The organism is Legionella sp. 16cNR16C (assembly GCF_021297775.1).
GTDB lineage: Bacteria > Pseudomonadota > Gammaproteobacteria > Legionellales > Legionellaceae > Legionella_C > Legionella_C quinlivanii_A.
The window spans coordinates 549,251-572,715 of record NZ_JAJTMX010000001.1 but is presented as its reverse complement, the minus strand read 5'-3'; the positions used below and the strand labels follow the sequence as shown (position 1 = coordinate 572,715).

Below are 23,465 nucleotides of genomic sequence, written 5' to 3'. Positions count from 1 at the left end.
TCCGTCATTATAAAAAGCACATTGAATGGATAGGATTAAAATTCATTGTAAATAACTATCGCATTCGAGGAATAAATTATGAGTTTTAAAGAGCTGGGATTGATTGAGCCCTTGGTTTTGGCAACCAGCGAACTGGGATACCTTAAGCCATCTCCTATTCAGACGCAGGCCATTCCTGCTGTTTTGGGGGGAAGAGATGTTCTGGCTTCCGCACAGACAGGTACGGGAAAAACAGCAGGTTTTGTTCTGCCTCTTCTACAAAAGATCCACGATAAGCCACGGGCCAGATCCAATCGGGTTCTCATTCTGATATTAACTCCAACCAGAGAGCTGGCAGCGCAGGTCCATGAAAGTATTTTGGAATACGGGCGCCATTTGTCATTGCGTTCCGCTGTTGTTTTTGGCGGGGTAAAAATTAATCCTCAGATGATGAAGTTACGCAGCGGTGTTGAATTATTAGTTGCAACTCCAGGACGTTTGCTGGATTTACATCAGCAGCGAGCAATTTCCTTTGATCAGATTAATACTCTGGTGCTCGATGAGGCCGATCGAATGCTCGATATGGGTTTTATCCACGACATTAAACGAATTATCAGCTTGTTACCAAAGAACCGGCAGAATCTTTTGTTTTCAGCTACTTTTTCCGATCAGATTCGTTCACTTGTGAAAAATATACTCAACAATCCTGTGGAAATTGATGTGGCCCCCCGCAATACCACTGTGGCTACAATTAAACAAACCGTTCATCCGGTCGATAAAGGTCGGAAAGCGGCATTGCTCGGCCATCTGATTCATAAAAATAAATGGGGACAGACGATAGTATTCTCGCGTACCAAACATGGGGCAAACAAGCTGGTCAAACAATTGGCTGAACAGCAGATCTATGCCGCGGCAATTCATGGCAATAAATCACAGTCACAGCGCACCAAGGTTTTAGCCGAGTTCAAAGCGGGTACACTGCATATCCTGGTTGCTACTGATATTGCAGCGCGAGGAATTGACATTGATCAACTGCCCTGTGTGGTTAATTTTGATTTACCGCAAGTGGCTGAAGATTATGTCCATCGCATTGGCCGCACCGGTCGTGCGGGTGCTGACGGCTTGGCTGTGTCCCTGGTAAGCGCCGATGAAGTGGGTCAGTTAAATGCCATCGAAAAATTAATCAAACGCAAATTAAACCGGGTTGAAATTGAAGATTTTGAACCTAATCACAATTTACCTGCTTCAGTTCCTAACAAGACTCCTCCCGGAAAAGCTGTGGCATTCAAGAGGAGAAAACCCCTTGGTGCTGACAAGCAGCAGGCGAAGCGAAATCGCAGACCTGCTTAATAAAGTATTCTGTGCTGACAAGCTATACAGGAGTTGTCTGTTCAAAGGATTGATCAGAGTTTTTGAAAGCTGCACAGAAACAAAATTAAGTGATACAATCAGTCCCCTAAACTGTATCTGGAATCAATGGACATTTAACAGGGGACCTTTTAATGAGTCAGTTTTTTGCAATTCACCCGGACAATCCACAGGCAAGATTGCTAAGAAAAGCAGCGTCCATTATTGAAGAGGGTGGTTTGATTGTTTATCCAACTGATTCAGGCTACGCGTTAGGATGCCGTTTGGGCAACAAAGCGGCGCTTGAACGTATCAGACGCCTGCGTCAGCTTGATAAAAATCACAATATGACGCTGGTCTGCCGCGATCTTTCGCAGCTAGGAACTTATGCCAGAGTATCTAATCCGATATTTCGCCTGTTAAAAGCATTCACTCCCGGATCCTATACATTTATTTTAAACGCCACTCATGAAGTACCCAGGCTTATGCTGCATCCCAAGCGGAAAACATTGGGTTTGCGTGTGCCGGACAATAATATCACCTTGTCATTGCTTGAATGCCTTGAGGCGCCCTTAATGAGTACAACCCTGATTCTTCCTGGCGCCGAGGTTCCCTTAAGTCAGCCTGAAGCCATCAGAGACTTGCTGGGCAACCAGATTGATTTAATTATTGATGGAGGCGACTGCGGTCACGAACCCACTACGGTCGTCGATTTAACTGGTGATTACCCTGTAATAATCCGGGAAGGTAAGGGTGATCCGGAACCGTTTCGCTGATTTATATAAACCTGAGGTTTTAGATGTCTTTATTTAGTGCTAACAAACGTGTCGTTTCAGGTATGCGTGCCAGTGGCCGTTTACATTTGGGTCATTATCATGGTGTTCTAAAAAATTGGTTGAAGCTCCAACACCAGTATGATTGCTATTTTTTTGTTGCTGACTGGCATGGCTTAACCACTTCCTATGAAGAACCAGGATTTATAGAAAATATTTTATGGGATATGGTTGTTGATTGGCTGGCTTGCGGGATTAATCCCAGTTTATCCAAGGTTTTCATTCAGTCCTGGGTGCCTGAGCATGCCGAATTACACCTGCTTTTATCGATGATAACGCCGCTTGGCTGGCTGGAAAGGGTGCCTACTTATAAAGATCAGCAAGAGAAACTTCGAGAGAAAGATTTATCAACCTATGGATTTCTTGGTTATCCGCTTTTACAAAGCGCTGATGTTTTACTGTATAAAGCTGATTGGGTTCCTGTGGGTGAAGATCAGGTTGCGCATATTGAATTAACCCGTGAAATTGCACGACGTTTCAATTTCATTTATGGCAAAGAGCCAAATTTTGAAGTGCAGGCCGCTGAAGCAATCAAGAAAATGGGCAAAAAAAATGGTTCCCTTTACAGCGAGTTGCGAAAAAAATTCCAACAGGATGGTTGCCATGAATCACTTAACACAGCCAAAGCATTGATTGCTAATCAACACAATCTTTCGATTGGGGATAAAGAGCGCTTAATGGGCTATCTGGATGGTTCAGGCAAAATTATTCTTCCCGAGCCGCAACCTCTTCTGACGGAAACACCGAAAATGCCAGGTACAGACGGGCAGAAAATGTCGAAGTCCTATGGTAATACTATTAGTCTGAGAGAAGATTTGACGCAGGTAGAAAAGAAAATTTTCACTATGCCGACTGATCCTGCTCGAGTGAAAAGGACAGATCCTGGCGAGCCTGAAAAATGTCCGGTCTGGCAATTGCATAAAATTTACTCCTCTGAAGATGTGAAAGACTGGGTTCAAACTGGCTGCCGCTCTGCTGGAATTGGCTGCATTGATTGCAAACGGCCCGTGGTGGATGCGATTAAGCAGGAACTGATTCCCATTCAGGAAGCTATTAAAACATATGAAGCGGATTTAAGTTCTGTTAAACGTCTGGTAGCGGAGGGTAGTGAAGCTGCCCGCGATGAAGCGAATAAAACGCTGAAAGATGTGCGTGAAGTCATAGGCCTTGATTATTAATGCACACTGCTGAAACAGAGCCGGAACAAATAATACTCGCAACGATCGGAGGCAAACCATTCACTGATTTGCCACCGGATCTGTTCATCCCTCCTGATGCGCTGGAAGTATTGCTCGATTCATTTACCGGACCCTTAGATCTCTTGCTGTATCTGATTAGAAAACAGAACCTGGATATTCTGGACATTCCTATTGCCCTGATTACCCGTCAATATATGCAATACATTCAATTGATGACGGATAGAATGGAGCTGGCCGCTGATTATCTGGTGATGGCTGCCATGCTTGCTGAAATCAAATCAAGAATGCTTTTGCCGCAAACCAGTTCTGAAGAAGAAATTGAAGAAGACCCGCGTGCGGCGCTGGTTCGAAAATTACAACTCTATGAGCAATTTAAACAGGCCGCACTACAATTAGATGAGTTACCCCGTGAAGAACGGGATTTTTTCAGTGTAAATCTGCCGGTTGATGGCGCGGAAAAATTAAGATTACATCCGGATGTTTCGCTTCAATCGCTAATAGAAGCAATGGCTGAGCTGATTACCCGCCAGGGTCATCAGGTGCATCATCAGATTATGCGTGAACCGCTATCAGTTAGGGAGCGAATGGCCATCGTTCTCGAACGCCTGCAGCAGGGCGAAAACATGTCCTTTGTCGCGCTGTTAAACAAGGAAGAAGGGCGAATGGGAATTGCTGTTACATTACTGGCTGTTCTCGAGTTAGCCCGGCAATCAATTGTCATTATTATTCAAACGGCCGCGTTTGAGCCCATTCATATTCGGGAGTTTGATAATGGATGAGATTAACTTAAGAGGAATTCTGGAAGCTTTATTAATGAGTTCGGAAAGTCCATTGACTATTGAACAATTGCAATCGGTCTTCGATGAATGCCCTCCAGAGAAAGAAGCAATTAAACAGGAGCTTGAGAACCTTGCCCGGCAGTATGATAACAGTGGTATTGAGTTAAAGCAGCTAGCCAGTGGTTTTTGCATACAAACAAGGAGTAAATACAGCTACTGGGTTAATCGGCTGAATGCCGAGAAACCGGTAAAATATTCGCGTGCCTTGCTGGAAACCCTGGCCATTATTGCCTATCGCCAGCCGGTGACACGCGCTGATATTGAAGAGATCCGCGGTGTTGCAGTGAGTACCGCCATCATTAAAACCCTGTTGGAGCGAAACTGGGTACGGGCTGCGGGTTATCGGGATGTGCCTGGAAGACCGGCTGTTTATATTACGACCAAATTTTTTTTGGATTATTTTAATTTATCATCAATCCATCAGCTGCCGCCGCTACCTCATTTTGAGGATATGCCTTCAGGCAAAGCCGAGCAGTCTGTCGATGTAGAAGAAGAGTGTGTTGAATTATGAAAGAACGTTTACAGAAGATATTAAGCCAGTCAGGCCTTGGCTCGCGCAGAGAAATGGAGAAGTGGATTGAGCAGGGCTTGGTTTCCGTGAATGGGCAAGTTGCCAAAATTGGAGAATCGGCGGGTCCTGAAGACAAAATTGCGGTAAAAGGCAAACTCATTGCCAACCCGCTTAAACATAAAACTAAAACTCGGGTGCTTATCTATCATAAGCCGGTCGGTGAAATTTCCAGCCGCCGCGATCCCAAACATAGCAAGACCGTTTTTGATCAGCTGCCTCATTTAAAGGAAGGGCGCTGGGTGCAGGTCGGTCGTTTGGATATTAATACCTCGGGTTTGCTTATATTTACCAATAATGGGGAATTGGCAAACCATTTGATGCACCCCAAACAACAGCTTGAAAGAGAATATGCTGTCCGTGTGCATGGTCAGGTCAGTGATGAAATAGTAAGTAACCTTTTAAAGGGGGTTACCCTGGATGATGGTTTCGCCAAATTCAAAAAAGTGGAATACCGGGGCGGTGAAGGGGCGAATGCCTGGTATCATGTCACACTGACTGAGGGACGAAATCGTGAAGTCAGGCGCCTTTGGCAATCGCAAGGTGTTGAAGTGAGCCGTTTAATCCGTATCCGTTATGGTCGAATTACCATGCCAAGATCGCTGGCAAGAGGAGATTCTCAGGAGTTGTCCGATAAGGAAGTGCATTCCTTTCTATCATCCGTAGGCATGAGCGACGTATGACAAGATGATAGGTAAATTTCCTAATTAATATAGAAGATAGATGTAACATGACAAGAAAACGCAAAACTCCACCTGTTTTAAGCACTGCTATTATCGAAAAATTCAGTCATGATGGGCGTGGAATCGCCCGTATCAACGGCAAAACGACGTTTATTGATGGTGCTTTACCTGAGGAAACCGTTTCATTTGAGTATCTGCGAACCAAAAAAGATTATGACGAGGGAAGACTGGTTGAGGTGATTAGCCCTTCCGTTCATCGGGCAAACCCTCGCTGTCAGCATTATCAACTCTGTGGCGGCTGCTCTTTACAGCATTTGGATGAAGAGACGCAAATTCAGGAGAAGCAAACCCTGCTGTTTGATATGTTCCAGAGAATAGGCCATTGTCAACCTGAAACGATTCTTGAGCCTTTAAGTGCTGGCAGCTGGAATTATAGAAACAAAGCCCGCTTAAGTGTTCGTTATGTACATAAGAAGCAAGCCACTCTGGTTGGGTTTCGAGAAAAAAATAATCCTCGCTATATCACAGAGATCAGCCATTGCCCGGTCCTGCATAAAAAAGTGGATGATAATATTCAGGCCTTGCGCCAATTGATGGACTCTTTAGAGTCTCCTGAAAAGATAGCACAGATTGAGGTAGCGGCGGGCGATGATGAGGTGGCTCTAATTTTACGAAATCTGGATGCGCTATCCAGTCAGGAAGAACAGCAATTGAAAGCCTTTGCTGATGCCAGCGGCTTTATCTTATATCTTCAGCCGGGTAACAGCGAAACTGTAAAACGTTTCTATCCGGAATCGGATGATGAGTTTCTGCACTATGAATTACCTGAAGAGGGCATTCGCTATCAATTTCACCCCACTGATTTCACTCAGATAAATCCGCGATTAAATCGACTTATGATTCCAAAAGCTTTAAAATTATTGGAATTAAATCAAGAAGATACAGCTCTTGATCTGTTTTGTGGACTGGGAAATTTCTCTTTACCCATTGCCAAACGATGCCGCCAGGTGATTGGTTTTGAAGGAAGTGAAACCATGGTTGAGCGCGCTGCGATGAATGCCAGAATCAATCAGCTGGATAATCTGCAATTTTATGCCGCCAATCTTGATGAGCCAGATATTCTGGCTAAATTTAATCTTCCAGCCATCAGTAAAATGCTAATTGATCCTCCGCGTTCAGGAGCACTGGAAATTATGCGGCAAATCGATAAACTTAAACCAGAGCGTATTGTTTATGTTTCCTGTAATCCAGCCACTCTGGCTCGCGATAGTGATATTCTGGTTAATCATCAGGGTTATCGTTTTATCGCTGCAGGGGTTATGGATATGTTCCCTCATACGTCTCATGTTGAATCGATTGCGGTGTTTCAAAAGGAAAAGTAGTCATGGTTAAGGTTAAAGAAGATACTCCCTGGTTAAGCGACAATGGTATTGATCTGGAGCAATGGCTGCACCAGTTAGGGAGCAAGGGGTATTTTCAGGATTTGGATTTAATCCGCAATGCCTGCACCTTAAGCCAGCTTGCTGGCTTTGATCATGCAACTGAAACCGGGATTTCCTGCTTGCAGCAGGGTTTGCAAATGGCAGATCTGCTGGCTGATCTGGAAGTGGATCAGGAAACTCTTAGCGCCGCTATTATTTTTGAAAATGTTCATTATGCCGAGCTCTCACTGGATGATGTCGAAGAGCAGCTGGGGCCATCGATAGCCAAGCTGGTTAAAGGCATTGAAAAGATGAGCGCTATCCATAATCTGCAGGCACTTAATAAATATCCGCAAAATAAGCATCAGATTGATAATGTTCGCAAGATGTTGCTGGCTATGGTTGATGATGCACGGGTAGTGCTGATTAAGCTCGCAGAGCGTTTATGTGTTTTGCGTACCTGCTCACAATTACCCGAAGCCATACGCCGCCAGATTGCCACAGAGGTCATGGAGATTTATGCGCCGCTGGCGAATCGTCTTGGTATTGGTGCCATCAAATGGGAAATGGAGGATCTCGCCTTTCGCTATCTCCATCCAGAAGAATACAAGTCCATCGCCAAAGGGTTAAAGGCCAAACGCCTGGACCGCGATCGTTATGTAAATCTGATTGTTCAGGAGTTGAATAAACGGATCAAGGCCACCGGCGCTACTCATTTTGCGGTTTACGGACGCTCTAAACATATTCACAGTATTTACAAAAAAATGCAGCGTAAGAATGTGCCGCTGGAAGAAATTTATGACGCCACGGCAGTTCGTGTTCTCCTTGAAACGAAAGAGCAATGCTATGATGTGTTAAGCATGGTGCATGCACTTTGGAAGCAAATTCCCGCTGAGTTTGACGACTACATAGTCAATCCCAAACCCAATGGGTATCAATCGCTGCATACAGCAGTTGAAGGTCCCGAGGATCGCGTGTTTGAAGTTCAAATCAGAACTTTTCATATGCATGATTTGGCTGAAATGGGAGTTGCCGCTCATTGGAAATACAAAGAAGGTGGGCTTCAGCAAAAAGAGAGCCATGAACGCAAAATTGAATGGCTGCGGGATGTTTTGGCCTGGCATAAGGAAATGGCCGCCTCAAGTGGTGTTTCTGAAGCAATGGAAACCGAATTTCTTGAAGATCGTGTCTATGTATTTACACCAGATGGCGATGTGCTCGATCTGCCGAGCGGAGTAACTCCTCTTGATTTCGCCTATCACGTTCATAGCCAGCTCGGCCATCGATGCCGCGGTGCGAAAGTGAATGGTTCTATTGTCAACCTGACTTATCAACTGCAAACGGGCGATCGGGTCGAAGTGTTAACTGGCAAAGAATCAAGGCCTTCACGCGACTGGATTAATCCTCATTTAAACTATCTGAGAACTTCCCGCGCCAGGGCAAAAGTATTGCATTGGTTTAAAATGCAGGATTATGACAAAAACAAGGCGGAAGGCCATGAGATTCTCGATAAAGAGTTGAAGAATCTCGGCATCAAAATGGATCGCCTTGGCGACGTGGTCTCTTCGTTCAATTTCAAACGTCTCGACGATATGCTGGCAGCATTAGGGCGCGGTGATATTAAACTGGGGCAAATATTGCATCGAATCACGCCTTCCGTGGAATCAGAGCCGGACATCCATACGATTGTCAAATCCCAGGCTATCCCGGAGGTCAGGGGAAGTGATTTACGTATCGAAGGAGTGGGTAATTTATTGACTAATATGGCGAGATGCTGTCAGCCATTACCCGGTGATGATGTCGTTGGCTATATTACCGTTGGGCGCGGTGTGTCTGTTCACCGCAAAGATTGCGCTAATATTCTGCATGCCAGTGACAAGCAAAAGCAGCGTTTTCTGGAAGTCTCCTGGGGCTCGGCGACCCGCGATCATTACGTGGTTGACGTCATTATTAAAGCCTTCGACCGCTCAGGACTTTTACGCGATGTCACCTCCCTGTTATCCAATGAAAAAGCGCATGTCTATGCCTTGCAAACGCAAAGCGACAAGCAGGAAAACATGGCGACTATTAAATTAACCGTGGAGATTGATGGCTTGAACAGCCTTTCGAGGTTACTGAACAAACTGGAACAAATACCCAATGTTTTAGAAGCTCGCAGGCAGGTTTAAACCGGTTTATTCTGAGGAGAGCAGAGTGATAAAAAATCCCCTCTCCCAAGTTGGGCGAGGGCTAGGGTCACTGCCATTAAGTTAAGGAAATTTTGTCATTCCCACGAAGGTGGGAATCCATTCCTCAATTGCATGTAGGTTGTGCCCTTGGCACAACATTGAGTTCTGGAGTGGTTCAACCCTTTGTTGGGCCAAGGGCCCAACCTACGAGGATTCCTTAATTTAATGGCAGTGAGGCCTAGGGTGAGGGCTGATTTTAACTACTTAGGACCTACAAGAGGAGACTGTTCCGGCGTTGGATTGCTGGCTGTAATCCTTGAAATCCAGGTTGAGAGGAAAGCCGGGCTCCAGCTTCCTTGTCTTTCGGGAGCAGCTCTTCGGGATTCTCTTGCTGCCTGCAGTCTTTCTTCAAGAACTGCGGCGTCTGCTTCCGCTTTTTTAACAAGGTTCAATTCTGCGATTGTGACTGAACGTTTGGTTCCCTGCGTATGTTCTATATGCGCTGCATAAGTGTGCGTGAATTGTCTTTTAATGGTTTCCATATCAAGCTCTATTGGAAATCTGACAACATTCCAATAGTTGTACTCACCAGGTACATTGGCGGTTAACGAAAGCATTTCATCATTTACGATTTTTGACAATGGGATGATCTCGATATCATATCCTAAATGTTGGCGGCGTTCTTCGTGAACTTTGGTTACATCGTCTCCCGTAATGAATAAATACTGATGGACACTCTGATGCTCGAATTTAATGCGTCTTGAATTAAGGATATGGGTATCCATGAACGATTTAACAGTATACTTGTCGGTGAACATTTCCACTGCCTTTTCATTATCAAACAACAAACCGGAGGTTGCATCATCGCTATCAGCTAAAAATATAAGCCGTTGGCAATCTCTATTTATTGAGGGATCCACCGCGGGTAATTCACTTAGATTGAATAGTTCATTTTTAGTAGTAAGATAGAGCTTGAGTTCTGGAACCAGGCCAATTCTGGCAGGAGACGAGGGAGTTTCTGATATGCTGTTGTATTGGAAGGGCATGAGGATTGTTTCACTTGGCGCTTGAAGTGAGGCTATGAAGCTTCCATATACTTTATTATGTCTTGACGCGTTAAGCGTATCTTCATCTGCAAACGATAAAGGAGTGACTGTTGACAGCCATTTGGTTGGAACAAGAATTATTTTAATCATATTTTAATTTCTACTGGTGAACAATGCGGGCATTATATCACCTTAAAGTACAAAATTCAAACAAAATTAGAGGTGTAATTTATCGGCCGGACTTATGCCAGCCGACTTGAGGGTGGCTTATCAACTGAAGTATGATATGTTTCTTGCTTCTTCTTGACTATCTTTGGACTCTTCTTTCTTAGCTACTGGCTGAGGTACTGTAGCGCCGTACATTCCATGTCGGTTTGTTCCCGGGCTGGATGGCTGTTCTTCCTTGAAAGAACTCAATTCTAATTCCAGCGCGCCTTTCTGAGCGATCAGTTCTTGCAGTTGCTTATTCAGTGGTCCTTCAGTCTCAATAGTTGCCATTATTTCCTGATCAAGCTTACTGGGATCAACCATTCTGATTTCTTTGGTCTGTCTCAGGCGTTTGAATAGGTCAAGTCCTTTACCAATTAAGAAAAGAAGCCTGGCTTTAAAGCCGGCATATTCTGGAGAATAATTCTCATCTCTTGGTTCTTTCTGCTCTTTATCCACCATAACCATTAATGAGATACTTTCAGGCCCTGCTTTTTTCAAGTGCTTCCTGACTTCAAGGTAGGTGTGTGCAGTTTCACAGACATCATCCAGAAAAATAACATGCCGCCCGCCCAAAGGAACTTTGGATTCAGCAATTATATTAACCTTACCGCCTGTTGTTTTATTGCCATAGCTTGACACCTGCATGGTGGCTGGCGTGTAAATATATCCAAGCTCATTGAGTGCATCTTCTACATCGCGGGCAAATGGTATGCCTCCATCGAGAAGGGTAATGAGTACCGGATTAGTGCCTTGCGGATGTTTTTCTTTAATCTCGGCTGCCAATTCTTTGGCACGAACCTTTATTTGTTCAGCGGTGAATGCTACAGGACTTTCCTCCCAGACTTTGTTTGCATAGTCCTGGGTAATTTTATGAACTCGTTTCAACTCAGCAGTTACTGCTTTGATTTCGTTGTCAGTCTGCTCTATTTTCTGCATCAATGCTTGTCGTGTCACAACACACCTCTTATGTAATGTAATGGCTAAATACAGCGTGCAGGATTTTTATTCATTCAGTAAAAAATAGCAAATTCTTTTTAGCTTTATGAATTATTAATTGACGTCACCTTTTAAAGCTTTATCGTAAGTACTGTGAATATCTAGTTTAAGTTTATGAAGCCAACCCGCCATTCTTTAATGGATCATATTTTTAATGTCTTTGGAAATTACAGCGAGTCTAGCTTGTTCATTAAATCGTCTAGATCCACATGTAACCTGCTATCTTTGGATGTTTATCAATCAGTTCGATGCATCAAGTAGCATGTTGGTTATGTTTTATAGTATAATCAAATTCAAAATTTAGACACAAGGGTTTACATGTTCACCGAAACACCCACAAATAGCCTATTTGAAGCCTTACGCGAGGATGATGAGATAAAATTCAAAAAGCTTTTGAATATTAGTGATCCCAATGCAAAATATGAAGGCATTCCATTATTGCATTTTGTGGTACGCAGTGCGGGCCCTAAGCACCTTTATGCCTTAATTGAGTCAGGAGTTAACGTTAATATTCTTTCAGAACAAAATATGCCTGCAAGCGCTTTGCAGTGGATAACCGGTATGATGTATCCAAATGGTTTTTGCTGGGGATGGCCTCGAAATTATGAGTCTCGTGAAAATCATATTACCTCCATAGGCATAGATGGTTCACGAGAGCTAGATGGATTTATTGGAACAGCCCATGCAATTATGATTGATATTTCAACAATGTTAATATCGCAGGGGGCTACTATAGATTTCTACAGTGCCTGTGCATTAGGTTATCTGGATAGTGTGAAAAAACATTTGGCGGGTAATCCTGATTTGCTTTTTATCCCCGGACCTGATGGCGCCTCAGCATTAGCATGGGCCGCACGCCGAGCACAAAATCAGGTTATATCCTTGCTACTTGAGTTAGGTGCTGATGTCAATCAACATAATTCTGAGTCTTATTTAACCCCCTTGGAAGAAGCAGTTCTATTTCATGGCACAAAAGAAACACTAACCCTTCTTCTTGCGAAAGGAGCATGGCCTAGGAGAGGTATTATTGGCGCTTGCGGTAAAAACCGCATTGAAATTATTGATTATTTACTCAGTTGCGTAAGCAACCCCTCTGACTTGATAGAAGCAGGCGACATAAAAGCGATTCAATCAACTACAAACTACTTGAATATATTAAACGTCTTTGCAAAACATCATATTTCTTTGGCTAAAATCGAAAAAGAAATTACTTCATCAGGTTTGGAACGGCCATTAATTTTTGATGGCTGCACAAAGAGTATCGATTTATTAAGACTGTTAATATCAATGGGTTGCAATATTAATGCTAGTTTTCCTAGACAATTTGTTGCAGGCCAAGATAGAGAAAATAATAAGTTAAACGAGGCAAGCCCTTTGTGTTTTCTTTTTTTACATCTCCAAACTAAGACAACAGAAAAAGAGAAATTAAAATTATTAAACAAAATGGCTTTATTATTTCTTAACGGCTCAGAGGTTAGTCCAGCACACGCCCATCAGCCGCATCCAATTAATGATTTATGTGCAATTGATTTAATCAGTTTTTTAATATTTATTTATGATGAGATAAAACAATCTCAAATAAACAGAACAGAGGCATTCTCTAAACTAAGTCGTGATTCAATTTCGTTATTAGAAGACAAAATAGAGCAAGCATTAATAGTTACGAGGGATAGCGGTATTCGGGGTAAATTGGAATACCTTGGTTCCTGTTGCCGATTTCCTAGCTTAATGACACTTTGTATACGTACTCTGACCAAATATAATTTATTCAATGAAACACAGAAATCAATTGTACCTGATGAGTTGGCAGAACAGTTGACCATAAGTTAAAATTTAAATCCTAAGTCAAACCTATACTAGCAAGGGGTAATGCCTAGTACTAGAAGAGTGCCAACCCTTTATCGATTTTGTGGCAAATCGCTGGAAACGCATTCAGCAAACCGACCTGTAGGTTTCCAACACAAAGCATTACCTGAAATGCCCTTATTCTCTAACATCAATTTCTAAACTCTTATTAGATACCTTTTCTTACAGAGAGTCTGTAGAACTAGTTCATAAGTTTGGACAGGAGGCTTATCGGTCATCAATTCTGTTAAGTGAAACAGTGGTTGCTTGACATGTAGACAAAACCAATCTTCGCCGTAGAGAATGAAGCACGCGCTCTCGCCAAGATGCCCCTAATATCACTGGCAATTTGAAACAAGAGATCCTGCCATATTAAGTTCAATAGCAAAAGAATTTTTAATAAAGTCAAGCAACGATTGCTGAGCATTCGTCTGTAAATCTTTCTGACTAAATGCCTCATAGACTGATTCGTCGTCATCAAAACTTTTCATTAAAAATTCAGTTACATAGCTTTTTGAATCACTGTGATTTAGTGAAGATAAAGAATACATGAATGTATTCTTAGCCCGAGAAATAGCTTTTTTTATTCGCCGCACCTGTTCAGAGTCTTCAGTAAAAAAATTTGGTTGACCAGTGCTTGGTAAGGCCTTTATTAACTCACTGCAATGAATTAATAAAGTTTTAATATCATCAAATGCCTCTTTCATTTGTTTAGAACGAGCTATCGCTTGTTCTTTAGGTAACCAGGTTGTTTCATTACCGTTTGCTATAACAAGCGAGATATTGTTTTCATCAACAAAAGTCGCATTTATATAACATAAGCTACGATTAAATTTTGTTTTTAATACTTCAATGTCTTGATACAGCTCTTCTAAATTTTTTGCCACCCTATCGAAAGTGGTTACGATATCAATTGTCTGACTGAGTTCGGATATTATTTTTTTTTCTTCTGCAAATTTAACTACGACGTCCTTATTCAAACAAAGCGATAAAAACTTGGCTATATTTTCTTCAGTAAACCCCTCGTTTCTAGTATTAACTAATGGCTTTGAAAAGTAACTATGATTTGCAGGTGGCGCTAAATAAAGCGTGAATTCTCTCGCCGCTGTTTTCTGGAGTAATGGTAAAGCATATAACCATTGATCCATTAACTGTCCCTGACCAACTATAGCCATAGTAATCGTTGATTTATCGGGTGGTAGTCGATCGGGTAAATCCTTAAAAATGTCTTGAAAAAGAGTTTGCTCTTTTGTCATAAGGAATGGTTTTACCGAATCGGTAGTAACAGCCATTTTATATTGATCATAAGAAAATAGGAAAAAACCATCTCCTGCTAGCAAATCCTGCGTTTGCATCACATCATTAAACACGTTTGCTTTAAAAATATTTTCAAAATCAATGCCAACAATAAGGTGAGCTTTTTGAGGTTGTGCGTTTACTTGGTATTGGGCCACTGAGTTAAAGTAATTAATGGTTATTTTAGCCTTTAACTCTTGGGCTATAAGAGCAAGCCAATTGAATTGATTTTGCGCAAGCAAGGATAAATTAGGCTCAATCAATGAAATTTGAATATTTTTGTAACCCACTTTAAGTAACTTAAGCACAATAATAAAATCTTGTAATAACTTACCGCTGCCTATGCTTAGATAATTTAAAGATACTGTTGACTGGGGCGGATAGCGCTTAAGCGCTTGACTAAGTAGCTCAGCTTCTAACTGCTGCCTCACTTCTCGCTCATGCCCATGGCAAGCACACTCTGACAAAGCGGGATAAAGTTGACTTACTGTTGCATGTATATCTGTTCGTGGGGCTAGTGCTTTATCATCTGAAATTGTTCGCTCAAAAAAAGATAGAAGTGTTTTATTTTGCCGATGCTGTTCCAACAATAATAAATAGGCTTGGTATTCTTCTAACTCTTGAATAATAGTGCTATTAGCTAAATCAGCTTGTAAATTCGGCTGCCTTCTCAGATAGGCCAGAAAACAATTCAATTCTTGACTACTATTGCATCTAAAACCTTGTAATTGAACACAATATTCTCTATCGAGCTGACGTCTATAATTATTAAGCAATCGATTTCTTTGAGTTTCAAAACATAACAACTTATTATTATCTAGGCGCTGAGGTTTTTTTAATCCATAAGCCACTAAAAGTTGAAGACACATGAAAATATTAGCATGATGTGGTTGCTCTAAATTTGGCGCATAATATTCAAAGTAAATCTCCAGAAACAACTCTTCTTGGTTTAATAATTGCTGAAATTCATCTGATTGATGATACTTTTGTATGAAAATAAAAAGTGCTTGAATGCTGCCTTGTTGAGATAAAGTGATTAATTCCTGCCGCATATGAATAACCAAAGGAAAATAAAAACGATTATATCATAGGCTAGTTGACTACAAAATAAACAAATGAAAAGGGCGTTCTATATGTTTTCGTCATTGGCATCTATTATAATTCGTGCTCATTCATTCTCGGGTAAAGTGAGGTTTAACCTTTGGGTTGAAAAGGATCATTCCCATGGCTATCACACCGTTTAATTTCACCGTTTTTCCATGAACGATAAGCTCTACATGCGCTTTCTCACTGAGTCCTCTTGCAAAATCGACGGCTTCTTTCGGTCGTGAATCTGAGTAAATACAATGGAAGTTTGTAAAACCGTTGGGCACTGAAACTGATGATACACTGATAAGTAGTGGAATGATTCCCTCTAGTTGGATATCTGAGGTTTGATCGAAGGATTGACCCGAATATAGCTAATAAATTTTCCTGATGAAGCAAATTGAAACCTCTGATTAAATTTGTCAGGTTAATGTCTAATAGTTGACTAGATGGCGTCAGGTAATGAAAATTTTACACCCTTATCTGATCAGGATGAATAGGGGAGGCGAGAACTGTACCGTTTAACTCAATTGCAAAAATAGCGCTGGAATTTTTCTTAAACTCAGCAATTGCCTTACTCTTTCCATTTCTCTGAATGAAGGTCTTGGCTTCCTTAACATTCTTAATGACTTTTTTTTCTTGGATGTTTATGTCCGTTCCTATAGCAAAGTCTTCATCTCAGTTAAGCACCCCATTAAAAAACAAATTATCCGCGCATACTTGTTAATATTCATTACCCCCTGTAGGATTAACTGCTAGCAATATCTTCAATTAATGCATAGAAGCATTAAGCTGTTCAAGTTAAAATGCCTCATAATCAAATCATCAACCAGGTTGATACAAGTTGAAAAATGATCGATTCGTTATCGGTTGGACTTCAGTCAGAAGATATTTCAAGCAGATAAACAAGGGCTTCCATAAAGATAAATCAGGATGTCATTTGCTACTATCTTTGAACGAATTATTCAGGACATCGGTGGCAATATAAATTCCTACGAAATGATGTCGAAAATTCAGCATCAACTATCAATAGTTCCGAAAACGAATATGAAGGTTTTCAATTAGTAAGGTAACTAATAAAATCAATCGCGAACCACTGCGTAAAGTGTAACACTAATTCATTTAGATGTGATTTTTGATATCTCGAGGAGTCCTGTTTACAAAAAACTTATCTATCTCAACGGCATGAATCAATTTTACGAGAGCCCCGGGTTCAAAATGATACCCAAAGCGACTCGTCGTTGTTCGCTAAGTAATACATTGTAAGTTCGGCAGGCGGCACCAATGGACATGGATTCCAAACCGATGCGTTTTTGTGACAATAACTCAAAAATAGCCGGAGAGGGTAATTTACCAGACTCTGTATGGCCAATGATGATAATCTCTGGTTGAACAGCTAAAAAACTGTTTAACGATTGAATAATCATTTCAGAGATCCTGGTGACAGGCCAATCGGTGAGTACTCCTTGAGCTGAGGCAATAAGATTGTGCTGATAAATTTCGCCGTCAATTTTAACTTCTGAATCACTGTATGCCTGCACGGCAAATTTATCTGCGGATTCCAAATGTAGGTGCATGGTTTTTAGTCACACAATAATTTATAATATCGAGCATTATATCATAGAGGTGAATCATGAGTCAGTTTCCACGCATAAAACGTTTACCCCCTTATGTCTTTAATACAATGACCCAATTAAAGTCAGAAGCGCGGGCGCGTGGAGAGGACGTAATTGATTTTGGCATGGGAAATCCCGATCAGCCTACGCCGCAGCATATCGTTGACAAGCTTGTTGAAACGGCACAACGTCCCGATACGCATCGGTACTCGATGTCCAAGGGTATTCCTCGCCTGAGGCGGGCAATGGCCAGCTGGTATAAGCGCAATTACAATGTTGAGCTGGATAGCGAAAAGCAGGTGCTGACCACTATTGGATCTAAAGAAGGCCTTGCTCATCTGGCCCTGGCTATCAGCGGCCCGGGAGATACAGTGATTGTACCTGACCCAGCTTATCCAATTCACACCTACGGATTTATTATCGCTGGAGCCAATGTCAAGCAAATTCCGCTGGTTGATGAAAATCAGTTCCTGCAGGATATTGAAATAGCCATAGAGCAAACCTGGCCACGGCCCAAAGCGCTGGTTATTAACTTTCCTGCTAATCCCAGTACACACTGTGTGGAATATGATTTTTTTGTAAAAATAGTTGAATTGGCAAAACGTCATCACATCTGGGTTATTCATGATTTGGCCTATGCTGATATCGTCTTTGATGGATATAAGGCACCTTCCATTTTACAGGTTCCCGGTGCTATCGATATCGCCATTGAAACCTATTCAATGTCAAAGTCCTATAACATGCCTGGCTGGCGGGTTGGTTTCGCCTGTGGAAACGAAGAACTGGTCGCCGCCTTAACCCGCATAAAATCCTATCTCGATTATGGCACTTTTACCCCAATTCAGGTGGCAGCAATTGCAGCACTTGAGGGACCGGATGATTGCGTCCATGAGATTAGATCCTTGTACGAAAAGCGCCGCGATGTGCTCTGTGAAGGTTTGTGTGAATTGGGCTGGTTTGTAGAAAAGCCCAAAGCCACTATGTTTGTCTGGGCAAAAATTCCCCCGTTTTACCGCCATATGGGTTCGCTTGAGTTCTCAAAATATTTGTTACAGGAAGCGCATGTCGCGGTATCCCCTGGTATTGGCTTTGGTCCGCAGGGTGATCAGTATGTCCGTTTTGGACTGATTGAAAACAGGCAGCGAACTCGCCAGGCACTTCGTAATTTAAAGGCATTATTTAAAAAGGATGGTTACGCTGAGGCGGTATAAATGGATATTATCATCAATGGCTTATCTGATGATTGCCCATCTGAGGCCAGTCTCTTACCAACTCAGGGTAATTACTGGCTGAACATTCTTCATGTTCTGGATAGTCATAATGAAAATCCTGCGATTGGAGATTTTTTACGACGCCTTCATCAATTGGAAGGCCAGTGGATTGTCGCCTCTCCCATTCACTGGGAAGCAACTCATAATGATGCAATGATTGTGGCAATGGGCCATGAACTTGAATTAAGCGAGGCAGATGCCCGAAACTTATTTCAGCAAGTTAAACAATTTTTAGAGCAGGACAATTGTTCAGCCTATTACCATGATGCACACTTATGGCTGTTGAATCCAGGTGATAAGCCCAAATTACAAAGCCAATTCCTTCCTCGCATTCTGCATCACTCCTTATTACCTATCTTAAAAAATATGGGCCAATCTCTATATTGGCAACGTCTGTTTACCGAAATGCAGATGTTGTTTTCCGCAAGCACCGTAAGTAATCAGAATAATGGGGCTAATGTAAACGGGCTGTGGTTTTATGGCGAAGGGGAATTTCATTTTCCTGCTAAAAAAAGAATTTTAAGCGATGATGCACAATTAATCTCAGCATTTCCTCAAATTATTCAGAATCTTAATCTGCAGTGTAAGCTGGATAAAAACACCGTCATTTGTTTGCATGATGAACAAGCGCTGGATGCTCTCCTCGATAAAGCAAAAAAGAAAGGTTTGGCAGTTCGCTGTTACTGGAATAATATGGCCTGCCAGATAACAAAACCAAATGTATTGATACGATTGTGGAGATCCCTGATTCATGCAAATAAAAAGAAGAACGATTGCTGAAGTTTCCTCGACCCTGAGCTCATTATCCCCGCTGTTACAACGTATTTATACGGCCAGAGGTATTGAGCATGAGAGTCAACTGGACAAACGTTTGCAATCTCTGCTTCCTTATAATGAGTTGATCGACATTGACAAGGCCAGTCAGCGTCTCGAGCAGGCCTTACGACAGAAACAAAGAATCCTGGTTATTGGTGATTTTGATGCCGATGGCGCCACCTCAACCGCGGTAGCTATTTCGGCATTGAGGAGCATGGGGGCAGCAAATGTAGATTATCTGGTTCCTAACCGCTTTGAATTTGGCTATGGACTGACTCCCGCAATTGTTGAGGTGGCCAGACAACGAGCTCCTGATTTATTAATTACTGTCGATAACGGCATCGCCAGCATTGAGGGTGTGGATGCTGCCAACCAGGCGGGAATAGATGTATTAATTACGGATCATCATTTACCCGGAGATCAATTGCCCAAAGCCTGTGCTATTGTGAATCCCAATCAGTATGGCGATGGATTCGCCAGTAAATCAATGGCTGGAGTTGGGGTTATTTTCTACGTTATGCTGGCCTTGCGCAGGCACCTGGTGAATTCCAACTGGTTCGCCGAACAAGGTATTGAAGCACCGAATATGGCCCAGTTTCTGGATTTGGTCGCCTTGGGAACTGTCGCCGACGTGGTTACTCTGGATCAGAACAATCGCATCATGATTAATCAGGGGATTGCCCGCATTCGGCAAGGGCATTGCCGGCCTGGCATTCTGGCCATACTGGAAGTTGCAGGCAAGAGTGCTGAAACGATTCGCGAATCGGATATGGGATTTTCTGTGGCTCCGCGTTTGAATGCTGCCGGGCGTCTTGATGATATGTCTCTAGGTATTGAATGCCTTTTATGTGAGGACATGAATCGGGCAAGGCTTTATGCCCGTCAATTGGATGAGTTGAATCAGGAGCGCCGTCAAATTGAGGCGGAGATGAAAGAGCAGGCTTTAGCGGTCGTAAACCAGATGGCTAAAAAAATGGAAAATAGTGTTCATCTTCCTCCGGCATTATGCTTAATGGATGAAAACTGGCATCAGGGAGTGATAGGGATCCTGGCGGGGCGCCTGAAAGATCGCTTTCACCGGCCGGTTATCGCTTTCGCGGTAGTCAGTGACAGTGAAATGAAAGGTTCTGCACGCTCTGTTTCAGGCCTCAATATTCGAGACGTTCTTGCAGAAATCGATACCCATTACCCAGGTCTTATCAATCGCTTTGGTGGCCATGCGATGGCTGCGGGATTAAGTTTGCATCCCGGCGCCTTTTCAGATTTTCAAAAAGTATTTGTTGAAGAAGTCGCAAAGCATCGCCATGAACTGGATTTGGAAGGGGTGTTATTAAGCGATGGTTCGCTGACATCATCAGAACTATCCCTGGAAACTGCTTTAATGTTGCAACAGGCAGGTCCCTGGGGACAGCAATTTCCTGAACCTTGCTTTGATGACATATTTGAAATTATTGAACAGCGCCTGGTTGGTAAAAATCATCTTAAGCTGAGTCTTATTCATGAAAGCGGGGGCGATACAATTGACGCGATAGCATTTAATGTGGATCTCAATCAATGGCCGAATCATCGTCTGCGTAAGTTGCATATGGCATATAAACTGGATATTAATGTGTTCCAGAGGCGGGCAAGGCTACAATTAATAGCTGAAATGTTAGTGCCTTTGACTTAAATGCTCACTTATAATTAATTTGTACAAAATAAAAGCTACTGTATACTATGTCTAATTTTTTGAAGTTTATTTTCCATTATGTCAAGTGACGCGATTTTTTCCCCATTGGCTATTGCCCCAATGATAGACTGGACGAATACTCATTTTCGCGTATTCATGCGTCTGATAGCCCCGAGGGCATTGCTTTATACGGAAATGCAGACAGCAGGAGCCATACGCAATAAGCCGGAGCGGGCATTAGGTTATGATGCCTGCGAACATCCGCTGGCTTTACAGTTAGGGGGCTCAGAGCCTGAGGCACTCGCAGAATGTGCAAAGATTGCAGAGGAAAGGGGCTTTGCGGAAGTGAATCTGAATTTAGGCTGCCCCAGTGATCGAGTCCTGGCAGGGCGCTTTGGCGCCTGTATGATGCGAGAGCCGTCGCTAGTTGGTGAATGTATCGCTGCGATGAAGGAGGCTGTCCGAATTCCGGTTACAGCCAAGACGAGAATAGGCATAGATCATCAGGACAGTTATGATTTTTTTGCAGGATTTGCAGAGAAAATTATTAACGCGGGCGCTGACAAGTTAATTGTTCATGCGCGAAAAGCCTGGCTGCATGGTTTAAATCCCAAGCAAAACCGCAGCATTCCACCCATAAATTATGACTATGTGTATCGATTAAAAAAAGAGTTTCCAGCGATTCCCATAATTGTAAACGGAAATATATCAAACCTTGAGGCCATTAAAACACATCTTGAGCAAGTTGATGGAGTTATGCTGGGCCGGTTAGCCTGCGATAATCCCTATGCACTGGCTGGTTTACATCGTCACGTTTATCCTGATGTTCCCGTTTTAAGTCGTCTGAGTATCTTTCAGAACTATATGTATTATGTGAAAATCCAGTTGGAGCAATCGGTTCCGCTTTCAGTTCTGTTAAAGCCTGTTTTTAATTTTTATCATGGACAGTCGGGAAATAAAGAGTGGAAAGCATTATTGCAGTCTATTTTGCAAGCTAAAAATGCCGCCCAACTGGACTTTGCGACAGAATGGCTTGAAAATCGGGAGTCATTACTTAACTCAGTCATTCCCGAATCTGCAGCGCTTTGAAATTCAATGGATTTTCAGGAGTAATTATGTTTGCAAAAACCGTGTTAACCTTGCTGATTAGTTTGGTTTCCTTTACTGCCAATGCCTATTTTTGTCTATCGGGCTATCATTACAGTGAAAATTATAGCTTTCAGGCAAGCTGCGATTACTACCGTCTGCAGGATTTAATGAGAGGGAAAACTTACAATACAAGTTGTTATAAAGGATTAATTTTTTATTACTATTGCCAACTGGATGAGAAGCCTGTCAGCACTAAGTGAGCTGATTTCCCCATTCATAGACTTTCTGCTCATCAACAATATTGCGTGTTTCAGCAAAACCCTCTCTGTTTTTCAGGGGTTCAATTGCTGAGGCGGCAATATTAATGCAGTCAGGTTTCGCATGTTTTTGCATATGCCCCGCAATATCAATTGCCCGATCACTGACTTGTTCCAGGGGAGTATCATCATCGATATAAACAAAGCCGCCATTGATGCCGCAGCGGACATGAAAATTTCGCTTAATCTGTTTTGAGTGTTGATTGAAGTCAACGAGGCGTTTAAGAAGCATTTTGGCAGCGCTGACCGCTTCATCTATTTTTTGAAAGCAGCTCATCATACCATCAGGGGTCATTGCATATTTAATGACATGGTTTTCTTTCAGGCACTGTATTACCAATTCATTATAGCGATCGAAATCATAGGCCGCGAGGTACTTGTCTTCATTACGTTTCATTCCTGTGGAATCCACAACATCAATGGATAGAAATGCTAATTGCTGTCCCATCGCATCCAGTTTACTTTTAAGACGGGCAAACTCTTTCAACATTTTTCGCCGTTCGCTGGATGAGAGGGAGGAATCGAGTTGCGAAAATTTACTGTCAATTTCCTGCATCTGCTCCCTGGACAGGCGTTCCTCAAGTTTTTTTCGCCATTGCTGATATTGAATACTTTCTCGTCTTTTGTATATCAATAAACCAAGCTTGTCCTGTATCAGGTTTAAAAAGTGCAGGACGATTGAGATTAAACCTATCAGGATAATCTGACTGAAATCCGTTCCGGAAAACTGGTAGGGAACCGTTCTTTTAATTAATCCGATTGCTTCGGCTGTATGCGAGTTTGTAAACTGATTGAGTTTCATCAGAACAGGGTAGGCCTTTGGATCGGATATATAATGGCTTAAAAATGAAATGGCAATGAGTATTATAACCAGAGTGCATAGCATTTTAATAAATCTGACAAGGTAAATGAGTCCTCTTGCGGTTGTGACTTGCATATTGAATAACCTCTTTTTTTGAAATAGTTCATTGGCAGGTTTTTAATTCTTTCCTAAAAATCCTTATTCAGTGCAAGGTTTCTCTTAAGATTTTAGCCCAAAATTCAACCTGCGCGTATTTTGAAATTGTGTTGCACTGCCAAGTCATAACACAGAATTTTCATAATTCGAGCCGATCTGGGAGTCTGCACTTTGTTTTGAGAGCTTAATTTACATAGAAATGGTCTTATTCAT

19 protein-coding genes are annotated in these 23,465 nt (G+C 42.3%); 14 read left to right on the top strand and 5 right to left on the bottom strand.

Features of this window, described 5'->3' with window-relative positions; genetic code table 11:
- The first annotated feature begins 78 nt into the window (after nucleotides 1-78).
- The 8 genes from LXA66_RS02660 to relA all read left to right on the top strand — a co-directional run bounded on the left by LXA66_RS02660 (nucleotide 79) and on the right by relA (nucleotide 9,037).
- Nucleotides 79-1,329, top strand: coding sequence for a DEAD/DEAH box helicase (locus tag LXA66_RS02660; protein WP_233011801.1), 1,251 nt, complete (start codon nucleotides 79-81; stop codon nucleotides 1,327-1,329).
- A 152-nt stretch (nucleotides 1,330-1,481) separates the two neighbouring features.
- Nucleotides 1,482-2,102 (top strand): L-threonylcarbamoyladenylate synthase, encoded by a 621-nt coding sequence (locus LXA66_RS02655; RefSeq protein ID WP_112218436.1) that lies wholly within the window; start codon nucleotides 1,482-1,484, stop codon nucleotides 2,100-2,102.
- A gap of 23 nt (nucleotides 2,103-2,125) precedes the next feature.
- Entirely contained in the window at nucleotides 2,126-3,337 is a 1,212-nt protein-coding gene (locus tag LXA66_RS02650; protein WP_112218435.1) for a tryptophan--tRNA ligase, read from the top strand.
- On the top strand, nucleotides 3,337-4,137 hold the full coding sequence (locus LXA66_RS02645; protein ID WP_112218434.1) for a ScpA family protein: 801 nt from the start codon (nucleotides 3,337-3,339) through the stop codon (nucleotides 4,135-4,137). The genes LXA66_RS02650 and LXA66_RS02645 overlap by 1 nt, the downstream gene beginning before the upstream one ends.
- Complete coding sequence (gene scpB, locus LXA66_RS02640; RefSeq protein WP_233011800.1) at nucleotides 4,130-4,708, top strand: SMC-Scp complex subunit ScpB; 579 nt, start codon at nucleotides 4,130-4,132, stop codon at nucleotides 4,706-4,708. The genes LXA66_RS02645 and scpB overlap by 8 nt, the downstream gene beginning before the upstream one ends.
- Nucleotides 4,702-5,448, top strand: a complete 747-nt coding sequence (rluB, locus tag LXA66_RS02635) for a 23S rRNA pseudouridine(2605) synthase RluB (protein WP_233012054.1) — start codon at nucleotides 4,702-4,704, stop codon at nucleotides 5,446-5,448. Before scpB ends, rluB begins: the two co-directional genes overlap by 7 nt.
- A gap of 47 nt (nucleotides 5,449-5,495) precedes the next feature.
- Nucleotides 5,496-6,830: a 23S rRNA (uracil(1939)-C(5))-methyltransferase RlmD gene (gene rlmD / locus LXA66_RS02630; RefSeq protein ID WP_233011799.1), complete on the top strand. Its 1,335-nt coding sequence runs from the start codon at nucleotides 5,496-5,498 to the stop codon at nucleotides 6,828-6,830.
- A gap of 2 nt (nucleotides 6,831-6,832) precedes the next feature.
- Entirely contained in the window at nucleotides 6,833-9,037 is a 2,205-nt protein-coding gene (gene relA / locus LXA66_RS02625; RefSeq protein WP_233011798.1) for a GTP diphosphokinase, read from the top strand.
- A 260-nt stretch (nucleotides 9,038-9,297) separates the two neighbouring features.
- On the opposite strand, the gene LXA66_RS02620 is transcribed toward relA, so the two are convergent.
- A complete protein-coding gene (locus LXA66_RS02620; protein WP_233011797.1) occupies nucleotides 9,298-10,233 on the bottom strand; it encodes a hypothetical protein in 936 nt (311 codons plus the stop codon).
- 120 nt (nucleotides 10,234-10,353) lie between these two features.
- The gene (locus LXA66_RS02615; protein WP_233011796.1) at nucleotides 10,354-11,247 is read right to left on the bottom strand and encodes a phosphoribosyltransferase family protein; all 894 of its coding nucleotides are present in this window, start codon (nucleotides 11,245-11,247) and stop codon (nucleotides 10,354-10,356) included.
- 360 nt (nucleotides 11,248-11,607) lie between these two features.
- Between LXA66_RS02615 and LXA66_RS02610 the strand changes: the two genes are divergently transcribed.
- Nucleotides 11,608-13,119: an ankyrin repeat domain-containing protein gene (locus tag LXA66_RS02610; RefSeq protein ID WP_233011795.1), complete on the top strand. Its 1,512-nt coding sequence runs from the start codon at nucleotides 11,608-11,610 to the stop codon at nucleotides 13,117-13,119.
- 353 nt (nucleotides 13,120-13,472) lie between these two features.
- Here the strand turns inward: LXA66_RS02610 and LXA66_RS02605 are convergent, their stop codons facing one another.
- Complete coding sequence (locus LXA66_RS02605) at nucleotides 13,473-15,482, bottom strand: hypothetical protein (protein ID WP_233011794.1); 2,010 nt, start codon at nucleotides 15,480-15,482, stop codon at nucleotides 13,473-13,475.
- Nucleotides 15,483-16,712: 1,230 nt separating this feature from the next.
- Nucleotides 16,713-17,093: an Mth938-like domain-containing protein gene (locus LXA66_RS02600; protein WP_233011793.1), complete on the bottom strand. Its 381-nt coding sequence runs from the start codon at nucleotides 17,091-17,093 to the stop codon at nucleotides 16,713-16,715.
- A gap of 56 nt (nucleotides 17,094-17,149) precedes the next feature.
- Between LXA66_RS02600 and alaC the strand changes: the two genes are divergently transcribed.
- The 5 genes from alaC (at nucleotide 17,150) to LXA66_RS02575 (ending at nucleotide 22,237) form a co-directional block, all read left to right on the top strand.
- Nucleotides 17,150-18,343 carry an alanine transaminase gene (alaC, locus tag LXA66_RS02595; protein WP_112218423.1) on the top strand — a complete coding sequence of 398 codons (1,194 nt, stop codon included), beginning with the start codon at nucleotides 17,150-17,152 and terminating at the stop codon, nucleotides 18,341-18,343.
- Nucleotides 18,344-19,183 carry a hypothetical protein gene (locus tag LXA66_RS02590; RefSeq protein WP_233011792.1) on the top strand — a complete coding sequence of 280 codons (840 nt, stop codon included), beginning with the start codon at nucleotides 18,344-18,346 and terminating at the stop codon, nucleotides 19,181-19,183.
- On the top strand, nucleotides 19,155-20,888 hold the full coding sequence (recJ, locus tag LXA66_RS02585) for a single-stranded-DNA-specific exonuclease RecJ (RefSeq protein ID WP_233011791.1): 1,734 nt from the start codon (nucleotides 19,155-19,157) through the stop codon (nucleotides 20,886-20,888). Before LXA66_RS02590 ends, recJ begins: the two co-directional genes overlap by 29 nt.
- A 78-nt stretch (nucleotides 20,889-20,966) precedes the next feature.
- The gene (dusA, locus tag LXA66_RS02580) at nucleotides 20,967-21,977 is read left to right on the top strand and encodes a tRNA dihydrouridine(20/20a) synthase DusA (protein ID WP_233011790.1); all 1,011 of its coding nucleotides are present in this window, start codon (nucleotides 20,967-20,969) and stop codon (nucleotides 21,975-21,977) included.
- A gap of 26 nt (nucleotides 21,978-22,003) precedes the next feature.
- Nucleotides 22,004-22,237, top strand: a complete 234-nt coding sequence (locus LXA66_RS02575) for a hypothetical protein (protein WP_233011789.1) — start codon at nucleotides 22,004-22,006, stop codon at nucleotides 22,235-22,237.
- On the opposite strand, the gene LXA66_RS02570 is transcribed toward LXA66_RS02575, so the two are convergent.
- Nucleotides 22,230-23,231, bottom strand: coding sequence for a hypothetical protein (locus LXA66_RS02570; RefSeq protein ID WP_233011788.1), 1,002 nt, complete (start codon nucleotides 23,229-23,231; stop codon nucleotides 22,230-22,232). The two genes, LXA66_RS02575 and LXA66_RS02570, sit on opposite strands and share 8 nt — an antisense overlap.
- Nucleotides 23,232-23,465: the final 234 nt, after the last annotated feature.